The sequence below is a fragment of the Streptomyces sp. UW30 genome (genome assembly GCF_008042075.1).
Taxonomy (GTDB): Bacteria; Actinomycetota; Actinomycetes; order Streptomycetales; family Streptomycetaceae; genus Streptomyces.
Genome location: NZ_RDBN01000028.1, coordinates 1 through 12,544, shown reverse-complemented (window position 1 = coordinate 12,544; position 12,544 = coordinate 1). Strand labels below are relative to the sequence as shown.

At 65.6% G+C, this 12,544-nt stretch carries 13 protein-coding genes and 1 pseudogene; 11 read left to right on the top strand and 3 right to left on the bottom strand.

Features of this window, described 5'->3' with window-relative positions; genetic code table 11:
* Both EAO75_RS14850 and EAO75_RS14845 read right to left on the bottom strand, forming a co-directional pair.
* The coding region (locus EAO75_RS14850; RefSeq protein ID WP_222723951.1) for an alpha-L-fucosidase at positions 1-544 on the bottom strand (544 nt) is incomplete at its 3' end.
* Positions 545-844: 300 nt separating this feature from the next.
* Complete coding sequence (locus tag EAO75_RS14845) at positions 845-1,810, bottom strand: GlxA family transcriptional regulator (RefSeq protein ID WP_147995543.1); 966 nt, start codon at positions 1,808-1,810, stop codon at positions 845-847.
* 79 nt (positions 1,811-1,889) lie between these two features.
* On the opposite strand from EAO75_RS14845, the gene EAO75_RS14840 reads away from it, so the two are divergent.
* Together EAO75_RS14840 and EAO75_RS14835 are read left to right on the top strand one after the other, a co-directional pair.
* Complete coding sequence (locus tag EAO75_RS14840) at positions 1,890-2,237, top strand: DUF6616 family protein (protein WP_147995542.1); 348 nt, start codon at positions 1,890-1,892, stop codon at positions 2,235-2,237.
* A complete protein-coding gene (locus EAO75_RS14835) occupies positions 2,234-2,896 on the top strand; it encodes an HD domain-containing protein (protein ID WP_147995541.1) in 663 nt (220 codons plus the stop codon). The genes EAO75_RS14840 and EAO75_RS14835 overlap by 4 nt, the downstream gene beginning before the upstream one ends.
* A gap of 214 nt (positions 2,897-3,110) precedes the next feature.
* On the opposite strand, the gene EAO75_RS47325 is transcribed toward EAO75_RS14835, so the two are convergent.
* Entirely contained in the window at positions 3,111-3,494 is a 384-nt protein-coding gene (locus EAO75_RS47325; RefSeq protein WP_261989297.1) for a hypothetical protein, read from the bottom strand.
* 301 nt (positions 3,495-3,795) lie between these two features.
* Here EAO75_RS47325 and EAO75_RS14825 point away from each other — a divergent pair, with 301 nt between their 5' ends.
* The 9 genes and pseudogenes from EAO75_RS14825 to EAO75_RS46655 form a co-directional block, all read left to right on the top strand.
* The gene (locus EAO75_RS14825) at positions 3,796-4,854 is read left to right on the top strand and encodes an MFS transporter (RefSeq protein ID WP_187284445.1); all 1,059 of its coding nucleotides are present in this window, start codon (positions 3,796-3,798) and stop codon (positions 4,852-4,854) included.
* Positions 4,851-6,038, top strand: a complete 1,188-nt coding sequence (locus EAO75_RS14820) for a glycoside hydrolase family 1 protein (RefSeq protein WP_261989296.1) — start codon at positions 4,851-4,853, stop codon at positions 6,036-6,038. The genes EAO75_RS14825 and EAO75_RS14820 overlap by 4 nt, the downstream gene beginning before the upstream one ends.
* A gap of 50 nt (positions 6,039-6,088) precedes the next feature.
* Positions 6,089-7,321 (top strand): serine hydrolase domain-containing protein, encoded by a 1,233-nt coding sequence (locus EAO75_RS14815; protein WP_147995539.1) that lies wholly within the window; start codon positions 6,089-6,091, stop codon positions 7,319-7,321.
* A gap of 240 nt (positions 7,322-7,561) precedes the next feature.
* A complete protein-coding gene (locus EAO75_RS14810) occupies positions 7,562-8,044 on the top strand; it encodes a hypothetical protein (protein WP_147995538.1) in 483 nt (160 codons plus the stop codon).
* Between the two features lie 360 nt (positions 8,045-8,404).
* Positions 8,405-9,358, top strand: coding sequence for a GlxA family transcriptional regulator (locus EAO75_RS14805; protein ID WP_187284444.1), 954 nt, complete (start codon positions 8,405-8,407; stop codon positions 9,356-9,358).
* 10 nt (positions 9,359-9,368) lie between these two features.
* Complete coding sequence (locus tag EAO75_RS45855) at positions 9,369-9,971, top strand: hypothetical protein (RefSeq protein ID WP_187284443.1); 603 nt, start codon at positions 9,369-9,371, stop codon at positions 9,969-9,971.
* Positions 9,972-10,471: 500 nt separating this feature from the next.
* Positions 10,472-11,191 (top strand): hypothetical protein, encoded by a 720-nt coding sequence (locus EAO75_RS14790; RefSeq protein ID WP_147995534.1) that lies wholly within the window; start codon positions 10,472-10,474, stop codon positions 11,189-11,191.
* A gap of 146 nt (positions 11,192-11,337) precedes the next feature.
* Positions 11,338-12,015, top strand: coding sequence for a response regulator transcription factor (locus EAO75_RS14785; protein ID WP_147995533.1), 678 nt, complete (start codon positions 11,338-11,340; stop codon positions 12,013-12,015).
* Positions 12,005-12,544 (top strand): annotated as a pseudogene (locus EAO75_RS46655) (hypothetical protein); the annotation flags it as partial. The gene EAO75_RS14785 and the pseudogene EAO75_RS46655, both read left to right, overlap by 11 nt.

Genomic DNA, 12,544 nt, shown 5'->3' with positions numbered 1-12,544 from the left:
ACTTCAGTCCCTGGGATCGACAGGCATCCGCGAGCTGCTTCAGGGGGTCCCGGCCGTACGGGGTGGCGTCGACGACGTCGTAGTTCGTAGTCCCGGTGTCGAACATGGAGAAGCCATCGTGATGCTTGCTGGTGATCACGACATAGCGCATGCCGGCTTCCTTGGCCAGCGAGCAGATCTGCTCGGGGTCGAAGCGATCGGGCTGGAAGCGCTTGGCCACCTCGAGGTACTGGGCCTCGGGGATGTTCGCCCACATCTGGATCTGTTCGCTGTATCCGGATGTGACCGGCTGGCCCTGCCATACCCCGCCCAGCTCCGAGTACAGACCCCAGTGGATGAACAGCCCGAACTGCAGGCGCTGCCAAGCCGCCACATTGTCATCGCCGCTCGGCTCGACCTCACCGGGTATGCCTCGCACAGCGGCGGGGTGCAGATTCGCCGGCTCATGGGCCGCTGCCTCATAGCCGGGACTCAGAAGTAGTCCCGCCGCGACGAGCAGTGCGGCTGCGAGTTTCCAGAATGATCTCCACATCTCGGCACTCATCCGATCTATTCAGATGCCAGAACCGCATCAGCGGGCTAGAGCGCGGTTTGTCTTGCCTATCCTCCTTACATACATCGGACCTTAGGGGCCTAGTGGTCCCGCGGGAATAGTCATGCACCGATCAATTCGTGCTGGGGATGGGCTTGCCCCTCCAGCCCGGCAGGCCGTGGGGTGCCGTGGCGACCGCTTCGTGGGGCGGGTTCGATTGGCGGTGGGCTCACTTGTAGTCCGCTACCGGCTTTCAGTCATGCCCGTCACCCCTGCTGCGAGGGATGGTCGMGCCGAGACGAGGCCAGCCAGTCAGGCGGCGAACGTGCGTCGGTATCTCGACGGGCTGGTCCTGGTCATCGCGGTGAAGTGGATGCGCAGTGACTCCGCGGAGCCGAAGCCGCATTGGTGGGCGATGTCATCAATGCCGAGGCGAGTGGTCTCGAGGAGTTTGCGGGCGCAGGCTACGCGTTGCGTGGCCACCCACTTCATGACGCTCGTTCCGGTTACGGCCCGGAATCTGCGGCCCAGGGTTCGTGCGCTCATGTGGCTGTGCCGGCTGACCGACTCCAGGGTGAGTGGCTCGTCGAGGTGTTCCAGGATCCAGGTGATCACCTCGGTGATCTCAGGGTCGCCGCCGGGTGCGATGTGCTCGATGAACTGGGCCTGGCCTCCATCGCGGCGAGGCGGGGTGACCAGGAAGCGGGCCATGGTGTTCGCGGCGGCCTGGCCATGGTCGAGCCGCAGTAGATGCAGGCACAGGTCTGCTCCGGCGAGGACGSCCGCAGAGGTGAAGACGCCGGTGTCCTCGACGTAGAGCTCTTCTTCACGGAGTGTGACCGACGGATGGCGATCCCGCAGCAGTCTGGCCCAATGCCAGTGGGTGGTGGCGCTGCGGCCGTCCAGGATCCCGGCTGCAGCCAGGGCGAAGGCGCCTGTGCAGATCGACACCATTCGGCTGCCCCGGTTGTATGCCTCACGGAGGCGTTCCACCAACTCGGCGTCCGGAGGCTCGGTGGGGTCATGCACTCCGGCGACGATCACGGTGTCCGCCGTGTCCAGCCGGTCCAGCGGCTCGACCTCGCGGGGCACGAGCGAACTTTCAGCGGGGACGGGACTCACCAAGGTCAACTCGTAGGGGTCACCGCCGGGCCAGTAGGCGGTCACGTAGTTCGGCCAGTGGCCGAACACCTGCTGGGGAACGGCTACATCCAAGAGGACGTAGCCCGGCTGCACCACCACCGCGATCTTGGCTGGATCCTTGGGATTACTGTCCATCTGGCCATCGTAACCATGGGCTCGGTGTTTCTAGGCTGATCGCATCACGCCGATAGCGATTAGTGAGGAGATGGCCAACATGCACATTGTGGTCGAGACGTGGACCCCGAAACCGGCGTTCTACGCCGCCGACGAGGAGACGCTGACCAACCTGTTCGCCGGGATACAGGAAGCCATGAAGCAGCTCGCGGAGATCGGCGTCGTGACACTCGGCTGGGGCAGGGTGGAACCGGCCCCGCTTTCCACGTCCTACGAATGGTTCGCGGTCTGGCAGGCCCCTTCGAGGGAACTTGCCGACGGGTTTCTCAGCGGGGTCGAGAGTTCCGGCTGGTACGACTACTTCGAGCAGACCAACCTCGTGGGTGAGCTGCGATCGGGTGAGGCTGTCATGGCCGAGCACCTGGCACTGGAGGGTGAGGCCAAGTGAGCGCGCTCGAGAATCTGCCGGAAGAGATCGGAACGTGGCCGCGTACGGCGGCAGCGGAGGCCGCTGTTGCCTTCACCGCCGAGCACGCTCCGGACTGGCTGTTCAACCATAGTGTTCGCAGCTACTTCTATGCTCGCAGTATCGCCACCGCCAAGGACCTCGTTGCCGGTGAGGATTACGACGATGAGACGCTCTTTCTCGCCACGGTGCTGCACGACATCGGMCTGACCGAAGTGGGGCAGGGCCCGAACCGGTTCGAGGTGGACAGCGCGTTCACGGCTGCTCGCTTTGCTCGGGAGCATGGCCTGTCCGATGCCGCCGCCGACCAGATTTGGGATGCGGTGGCACTGCACACCTCGTCGGGTATCGCGCCCCACAAGCATGTGATCTGCGCCCTCGCGCACTTCGGTATTGGTGCCGACATATTTGCCTTCGGAGTGGAAGAGGTGGATCGGGCGGTACTGGACGCGGCGCATGCGGCGTTCCCGTATCTGGATCTGCGGGAGAACATCCATGCGCAGGTGGTCCATCAGATCGACGAGCAGCCGTCGAAGTGGGTGCCGCTGTCGTTCGTCGACACCGTGTATCGCAAGTACCGGCCCGACAATCCATTTCCTGGGCTGGATGAGCTCGTCGCCGGCCCGGTACGTCCGGACTGACGACATCTCGTGGTGGCTGAGGTCGGCGCAGAGGCCATTTGCCGACGGGCGGCTGTGACGAGTACGAGGCGGACCGGGAGACGCCCGCTTCGCGGGCAACGGCCTCGAAGGTGATCGCGGTGCCGATGGTGTCCATCCGCCGCGTGCGACGACGGCCCGTCGGCGAGTCGCAGTGGGCCGGCGACGGGCCGCCGCGACGATCAGGTGAGAGTTGTCAGCCAGCATCCGCAGTCTCCTCGCCTTCGTCCTGGCCGTCATCCAACTCGCCGATCATGCGGTCGAGGTTGTCAGCGACCTGCTGGTTCATCTCGGCGACGCGGGTGCGTCCGCAGCTGGTTGCGTTGTCGATCAACGTCAGGGTGCGGGTGCGCTGTTCGCGAAGCTCCCGTCCAAGCAGGAAGTGTTCGCCCGCATTCGCGGGGACAGCTGACGACTGAGGCTTCAATCCGGGCGTCGGCGCGGGCCTGCGGCGTGCATCGATGCGTGGTACCGGGGCGTTGACCTCGGTGGTGCTGCCGAGCAGCCGAACCTGTGTAGATACAGCCGACCAAAGAGCCGGTCGAGGAGTCGCCGCGTGCGACGCCCATGCACTCGCCATGACGCGGTGCTGTGCCGTATTCGTCCCGGCAGCCCTCAACAACACAAATCTGAGGAGTAGGGAATGGGCAAGACCCTGTTCATTAACGGTACTTGGCAATCGGCCGCCTCCGGTGCTGAATTCGACACCCTCGACCCGGCGACCGGTGTAGCACATGACCGCTGCGCGGACGCTGACCGACAAGATGTCAATGAGGCGGTATCGTCGGCACTGCCCGGCCCGATCCTCATCTGGGCGGTCGCTTTGGCACATCGCTCGGCGAATTCGTCGGCCAGCGACCGGTGGACGAGGGATCGTCACGGTGATCGCCGCGATCGGCGCTGTCACCAGCGCGATCGGAACGGTGGCGGGCGGACTGCTCTCGGACCGTACGCGCAGTCGGATCGGCCGTCGGTCGCCGTGGCTGCTCGGGTCCTCGATTCTGGCGACACTGGCACTGGCCGGCTGTGGCATGACCTCGTCGCTGGTCACCATCGCCCTGCTGTTCGCGGCGTTCCAACTGGGCATCGGTACGTGGACGGCTGCCTTGTCCGCCCTGGTCCCCGATCATGTCGCGTCTCGCGACGTGGGCCGTGCTTCATCGTTCGCGGGACTGGGCTTCCTGTTGGGTCAGACTCTCGGCGGGGTACTGGCGGGAGTGTTCATAACCCATCCCGTTCGGGGATTGACGCTCGTGCCCTGGGTGATGGTCGTCGGAGCGATCCTCATCGCCATCTGCGTGCCGACCGAGGACAACCGCTCCATGCCCCGACCCGCCCGAAGCACAGGCCGAGTTCGGGCCTGGATTCCCTCGGCCTCCAGGGACTTCTGGCTGGCGTTCACGGGACGGTTTCTCTTCATCCTCGCCATCGTGATGATCACGCACTTCAAGCTGTACCTGTTCACCGACCACCTGGGACTCAGCAAGAAGGACGCAGGCGCGGCAGTTGCGGTCGCCATCACCATCGTGGGTGCGCTGTCGGCCGTGACGACTGTCGCCGGCGGGGTTCTCAGCGACCACCTCGGCCGTAAGAAGATCTTCGTTGGTGGGGCTCCGCTGGTGCTCGCCGCAGGTATGGCGCCAGTGCTGGCGGCACCAAGTCTGGCGACGGTGTTCCTCTTCTGCGCGGCCATCGGCCTGACGCTGGGCACCTATCTTGCCGTCGACCAAGCGCTGATGGTGGCCGTTCTGCCCGACACCGCCACCGCGGCGCGCGATCTCGGGGTGCTGGGTATCGGCTCGACGTTGCCCGGCGTCGTCGCCCCTGTCGTGGGCGGGTTGCTCATCAACACGGTCGGCTATACGGCTCTCTTCCTCGTTTCCCTTGCGCTGGCCGTCGCCGCGGCCGCCGTGATCATCCTCATCAGGAGCGTACGTTGAACAAAGAACTGTCCGCTTCCACCTTCCCTCCCCGCTTCCTGTGGGGCACGGCCATCGGCGCGCATCAGTCCGAAGGCAACAACACGGCCAGCGATTGGTGGTACCGCGAGAACCTGCCCGACTCCCCGATCCCCGAGCGGTGCGGCGACGCGATCGACAGCTATCATCGCTGGCCCGAGGACCTCGACCTGGCCGCCGGAGCCGGGTTCAAGGACTACCGCTTCGGCATCGAGTGGTCACGGATCGAGCCCGCCGACGGTGCGATCTCCCGCGCGGCTCTGGATCACTACCGGCGCATCGTCGAGGGGGCCGTCAAACGCGGACTGCGCCCCACGGTGACGCTCCATCACTTCACCTTGCCGCTGTGGTTCGCGGCGCGTGGCGGCTGGCTTGCCGAGGACGCCGTTCAGCGTTTCCTCGGCTACGTCGACGCACTCGCACCCGTCCTGGAGGCGGGTGTTGTGCGCGTCATGACCATCAACGAACCCAATGTCGTGGCCGTGTTGCCGAAGCTGGCCTCGTCCAGCGGCGATGCGGACCTCACTCAGGGTCTCCCGGTGCCCGACGAGGCTCTTACTCGGGTCATGATCGCTGTGCACCGCGCGGCGGTCGAGCGGCTGCGGGCTCGTCATCCCCACCTGGAGGTGGGCTGGGGCGTATCAGTGCARGACTACCAGGCCGACCCAGGTGCCGAGGCCGCTGCCGACGCCTACTGCGAGCCCCGCGATCAGGTGTTCCTGCGGGCCTCGAAGGGTGACGACTACGTCGGCGTACAGACCTATACGCGTGGCCTGATCTCGGCGGACGGCACGCCGCGGCTCGGACCGAACCCCGAACTGACGCAGACCGGCTGGGAGTTCTACCCGTCGGCCCTGGGTGGCACCGTGCGTCGCGTGGCCCGCATCGTCGGCGACGTACCTCTGATCGTGACCGAGAACGGCGTGGCCACCAGCGACGACGCCCAGCGCATCGAGTACATCATCGGTGCCCTCCAGGCACTGCGCGGCGCGATGGACGACGATGTGGACGTGCGGGGCTATTTCCATTGGAGCTTGCTCGACAACTGGGAGTGGGGGCACTGGGGTCCCACCTTCGGCCTGGTCGCCGTGGACCGCGAGACCTTCACCCGCACCCCCAAGCCGTCACTGACCTGGCTCGGTTCCCTTGCCCCCGGTAAGTCATAGGGCCACGAACGACACCCCGACTCAATCCATCGCCCTCATCGGGACGGTCCATGAATACTTCACGAGTTCCCGGTCTGGAGCAGGCCGCACCCGAGGACGTCGGCCTGTCTACCGCCGGTCTTGAGCGTATCGACGACGCCGTCCAGCAGAAGATCGACGAAAAGGTCATCGCCGGCGCGGTCACCCTCGTGGCCCGTCACGGCAAGATCGTCCGTACCAGTGTCCTGGGCACGGGCGAGCACCGCAAAGGCGGCCGGTACACGCGGGACACGATCTTTCGCATCTTCTCCATGACCAAGCCTGTCACCGGTGTGGCGATGGGAATCCTCGCCGACCGTGGACTGTGGTCGCCCGAGGATCCCGTCGCCAAGCATCTTCCCGAGCTGGCCGAGATGAGGGTGTGCACCGGATTCGACCGCCGCGGAAACCCTCTCCTCGAAGAGGCGGAGCACTCGCCCACCCTGGCCGAACTCCTCACCCACACTGCCGGGTTCGTCTACGGAGGMAGGAGGACTGACCGCGTCGCGCGCATGTACGCCAAGCAGAAGCTCCTGCACGCTTCGTCTTCAGGAGAGTTCCTCGAGCGGCTGGGGCGACTGCCGCTGGCCTACCAGCCGGGCACCCAGTGGCGCTACAGCATCTCGATGGAAATCCAAGGCGTGATCATCGAACGACTCAGCGGGCAGAACCTGGCGGACTTCTTCCAGGACCACATCTTCGCCCCGCTGGGGATGACCGACACCGCCTTCCACACCCCACCCGAGAAGCTCTCCCGACGTGCGCGGCTGTACTACACAGCCGGCCCACTGCGACTGGTGCCCGGCCCGAACCTGCTGAACAAGGACTACACGCAGCCGCCGCCCTTCGCGCGGGGCGGGGGTGGCCTGCTGTCGACCATCGACGACTATGCGCGCTTCGCCCAACTACTTCTGAACCGCGGCGAGTTCGCCGGGCAACGTATCGTCAGCGCTGACAGCCTGGCGGCCCAGATGACGAATCATCTCCCCGATTCCCTGCTCGACCACGGGTTTCGGGCAGGACACATGCATCTTCGGCCCGGTTTCGGATTCGGCTGGAACGGCGTCGTGGTGTATGACCCACAGCAAGCTGGTCTACCGGTCGGTCGCGGTACCTACATGTGGGACGGCGCCGCAGGTACCTGGTTCTGGGTGGACCCTGAACACGACCTGCAGTACATCGGCCTGATCCAGCTCTTGTCGTACAGCGCGCCGCCGCTGCAGGCGATGACCCAGCGGCTGATGGCCGACGCGATCATCGGGTGAGCAGTTGTTGTCGACCTTGCTGGTGTCTACTTCGTGCTGGGGCTTCCGAGCTCGTCGACGCTCGGTGATTCGGATTGGTGCCCTGCCAAACTGGCGGCGATCGAGAAGCGACGGGGCTCACCTCCAACGCCGTCAGCCTGCGGCTGCACCGGGTGAAAGGAAACTCGCCTCACAGCTGGGGCCGACGCGAAAGAACGCCGACCGCGCCGGACACAAGCCGGATGAAGGAAGGAGCAGTCAGTGAATGACGACGAGCTGCTGGCCCGACTAAGGGGGCCGTCGCCTCTCCTCACGCTCGCGGCAGCCACCGCAATGCTTCTCCTCGGAGGCGGCGTAGCCGGAGGAATCATGCTGAACGACGAGAGCGGTCGCTCGTCCGCGTCCGGTCCGCTGGATCTGACCATCGCGAGCAATGCGACCGGAGGCAAGTGCATGGCACCCACCCCGGACCGACTGCGCGAGTATCCGACGCTCTTCGAGGGAACCGTCACCGCTGTTGAGGGATCCTCCGTCTTCTTCCAGGTCGAACTCTGGTTGCGCGGTGGCGACTCGGAAACGGTACGGCTTCACAACAGCGACCCGAACAATTCGGAGACGCTGACGTTCCTGACAGGAGAGCACTACATCGTGGCCGCCACCAAGGACGGCACCGTCCCGGTTTGCGGCGCGAACATGGCCTCGGACGAAACCATGAAGCAGTTTCGTCAGGCATTCAGGAAGTGACGACCCGGCGTCGGCCGTCGGCCGTCGGCCGCGGCGTTCGTGGGTTCCCCGCTGTATTGGTCAAGGACGAGGCCAAGACCTGGCCATCACGCGCCCTCGACGCCGACCGCGCCCCAAGGMCAGGCCAACCAGTCCACCGCCGTCCCCGACCCGTGGTGGCGGAGCCGGAGCGTAGCCATGCCGGTCAGGCCGGGCGTGAATCTCACTGATTTCGGGGGTGGTCGGTGATCTGCGTTGTCGTTTCGTCGTGTGTTCGGGTGTGTGTGGCTGGTGCGTAGGGGTGTTGTGGTGTGGTGGTTGTCTGGATCTGTGGGTTGGCTGTCCTTGTGGCCCTTTCGTTTCCTGGTGAGACTTGCGGTTGTGGCTGATGAGGACCGGCATGATGTCGTGGTTGTGGTGGGCGAGGGCGTGGTGTTGCTCGATCTCGCCGGGCCGGTGCAGGTCCTGAGCAGTGCGGGCGGATATCGGGTGCGGCTGGCCTCGCTCGATGGTCGTGCGGTGCGTTCGGATACGGGGGTGGTGTTGAGTGTCGACTGTGCGTTGTCCGATGTGGTGGAGCGGGTGGGCACGGTTGTCGTCCCCGGGCCTGCGCCGGGTCTGCTCGGCCGGTTTCCGTCCGGGCTGATCGCCGAGATCCGTCGGCTTGGTGGTGCCGCGCGTCGTATCACGTCCGTGTGTACTGGTGCGTTCCTGCTGGCGGAGGCCGGGTTGCTGGCTGGTCGGCAGGCCACGACGCACTGGTCGATGTGCGTGGATCTTGCCGCGCGGTTCCCGGATGTGGCGGTGCGGCCGGACGCAATTTTTGTGCGGGATGGCCAGGTGGTGACCTCGGCGGGAGTGACCGCCGGTATCGATTTGGCTCTGGCTCTGGTGGAGGAGGACTGGGGTGCGGATGTCGCCCGGTCCGTCGCGCGGCACCTGGTGGTGTTCCTGCGGCGTCCGGGTGGGCAGTCCCAGTTCAGTGTGTGGGGTGATGTTCCTGCGCCTCGCAGTCCCGCTCTGCGTACCGTGCTCGACACGGTCGCGGCCGAGCCGGGGGCCGATCACTCGCTGGCCGGGATGGCTGCTCGTGCGATGGTCAGCGAGCGTCATCTGACTCGTCTGTTCCGGCGCGAGCTCGGGATCACACCGGGCCAGTACGTCACCCGGGTCCGCGTCGAGGCGGCCCGCACGCTGCTTGAGTCATGTGACGTCGGTGTGGAGGCCGTGGCCCGTCGTTGCGGCCTGGGTTCCGACGAGACCATGCGCCGTGCGTTCCTCCAGGTCCTCGGCACCACTCCCACCGCATACCGGCAACGTTTCGCCGATCCGTAGAGGAGACCTGATGTCCCGTCCCGTTGCCCGCCGTGCCGTGCTGGGCGGTGCCGTGGCCGGCGCCGCCGGCGTCGTGATCGGCGCGCCAGCCGCCAACGCGAGCCAGACCGACCTCATCGTCGGTCCAGCCGCGGGCGGGAGCCGGGGTGACCTCTCTTTTCCGACTACGCGGGTGGCTCGGCAGGCCCACAAGCTGGTGACTGACACACAGCAACCGTTCCTGCGCAACCACAGCCTGCGCAGTTTCCTGTTCGCTCGCGCGGCAGCAGGCCAGCAGGGCAAGCGACCCTCCCAGCAAATGTACGAGTCACCAGTGTTCCGACGCCGCCGTCCCGCCGAGATCAACATCGCGCTGACCGGAGTCGGCATCGACGCGCGCGAACCCGGTGGTTCCGCCCTGCTCCCGCCCGGGTTCGCAGACCGTGTCCACGCCCGGTACCCCCGCCTCGGAGGCAGCCGTGCCCTCATCGAGGCCATCCACGAACAGGCCCTCGCCAACCCCCGCAAAGCACCTCCGCAGACTCTGCCCGGTGAACTCCTCCATCAGCGTCACCCCTCTCTGCCCTACGTGACCGTGGACATGTTCCTGGACGTGAACCCCTGGGGGGACTGACCACGTCGCGTGGTCCACGGCCCGCCGTCCGGACACACCTACTCGCGGCCCCGAACGCAATTTCGAAGAGGCTTCAGCGAGTACCCCTACTGCTCGTCTCAACCAGCCCTCCTCTCGCGTAAGTGAATGAGAACCGTTCCCAACGTCTGAGGCGTACCGAGGGCTGATCACATGTTCAGGTGATGTCGCGGTCCGCTGCCTCAGGACAACATGTTGTGTCCACCGACACAGCCATCAGCTACGACGTGTTCGTCGCCGACCCGCTGAGCATCGTGGACGTTGGGCACGCCAACAGCGACGACTGCAGTGTGCTGCACGTGCCGGACCTCGACCTGGTGGTCGTCGGTGACGCACATGGCAGATACGCAGTAGCGCTCCGTGGGGCGCATCTCGCAGCGCGCTGCACCGGGCATCGGGTACCACACAAACCCCGGCCTGCCTGATCTGCCATCTGGATCAACAGACCGTACGCAACCGGCAGCAAGAATGGACAGCGTCTCATGAGCGACCTGACAGAGCTCGTTCTCAAGGCACACGGCGGCCTCCCACGGTGGCAACAAGCGACAACCATCCATGCCAAAGGCACGATCGGAGGGGACCTGTGGGCCACTGTGGGTCAGGAAGGAATCCTGGCAAGCGCCGACCTGACCGTCGATGTACAGCGGCAGCGGACGGTCTTCGCAGAATTCACCAGTCCGGAACTGCGCGGACTATTCACGCCCGATCGTGTTGCATTGCTCGGGAAGAACGACGTGATAGTCACGGAGCGGACGGCTCCGCGTGAATCTTTCACCGGACTCAGTCAGAGTGCCTCCTGGGATGAGCTTCATGCTCTGTACTTCGCCGGGTACGCGATGTGGAACTACCTGACGACGCCGTACCTGTTGACGCGCCCTGGAGTGGTGTTGGAGGAGTTGGCCCCGTGGCCTGAACCGCACGAGGACTGGCGACGGCTGCGAGCCACATTTCCTGGGGACATAGCCACGCACTGCGTCGACCAGACCTTCTACTTCGACTCCGCTGGACTGTTGCGCCGTCACGACTACGCACCTGACGTGCTGGGCGGGACGCCAGCCGCGCATTTCACGGAGAARCACCTCACGACGTCGGGGCTGGTCTTCCCCACACATCGGTACGTCGTGCCCGCTCAGGAGGATGGCCGCGCATTGCGGGAGCCGATCCTCATCTCCATCGAACTCTCCGAGCTTTCCGTAACCTGACGGCGACGTGGGTCGCAATGGCCGGCTCGGGCAAGCCAGATGACGCATTCACACGTACGGCCCAACTCATGGCCGTGCCGAGGCTGCTGAACGAGCTGAAGATCCCCTTCAGCGATCGGCGCCGTACATGAGGCAAGGTGGGCGCCATGCGCGTGCTGGTGATGGACGACGACGTCAGACTTGTGGAGCTGCTCCAACAGGGGCTTCGTGCTGCGGGTTTCGCGGTCGACTCCGCGAGTGACAGCCTGGACGGTATCGCCATGGCGGCGTCCGACAACTACGACGTGATCATCGTCGATGTCATGATGCCTGGCCTGAACGGCTACAAGGTCTGCGCCCACCTGCGCTCGGTCGGCGACAACACACCGATCCTGATGCTGACGGCGAAGGACGGTGAGTACGACGAAGCAGAGGGGCTGGAGACCGGCGCCGATGACTACCTGACCAAGCCCTTCTCGTTCGTCGTCCTCAACGCCCGGCTGCGCGCTCTGATACGCCGGACACGCCCCGAACGGCAAGTCGTCCAGCACTTCGGTGACCTCGAGATCGACACAGGCGCCCGCCGCTGCCGCCGGGGAGGCCAGGACATCGCACTGACTCCCCGCGAGTTCGATGTTCTGGCGCTACTCGCGGCGACTCCGGACGTCGCCATCAGCAAGGCCGCCATCCTCGAACAGGTCTGGGACAGCGCATACGAGGGGGGTGCGAACATCGTGGAGGTGAACGTCAGTGCTCTTCGGCGGAAAATCGACCGGCCCTTCCGTCGGGCCAGCATCGAAACGGTGCCCGGTGGGGCCTACCGGCTCCGTTCCGATGGAGCCTGACCGCGGACGCCGTCGGTGGCTGCGGCTGCTGCCGCGGACGGTACGGGGCCGTGCCACTGTTGCCGTCGCTGCGGTCGCCAGCCTTGCCCTCATTGCCTGTTCGGCGGTTCTGCTCTACGCCGTCCGCACCAATCTGGTCAACTCCGCCCACAAAGATGCTCGCGACCAGGTCGAGCAGGCAGCCCACCAGCTCGCTTCCGGCATGCCTGTGGCGGAGGTACAGGCCGAGCTGCCCGAAGTCAGCACCTCCGTCCCTCGGACCTCGACGACCGAAACGCCGATCACAGGTGACCAACCCGCAGACGGCGGTGTCGGCGGGAGCGAAGTTGGGAAAGGCCTGCACCACCACCAGCCCCGAAGCGGTGTCGACCTCGGCACTGACACCGCCGTCTGCGGGTTGGTCACCTGTGATCGGCGTTTCGGTCGTCGAGGTCCGAGGGACGGAGGTGCTGACTTCGGGCAGCTCGGCCTGTACCTCCGCCACAGGCATGCCGGAAGCGAGCTGGTGGGCTGCCTGCTCGACCTGGTC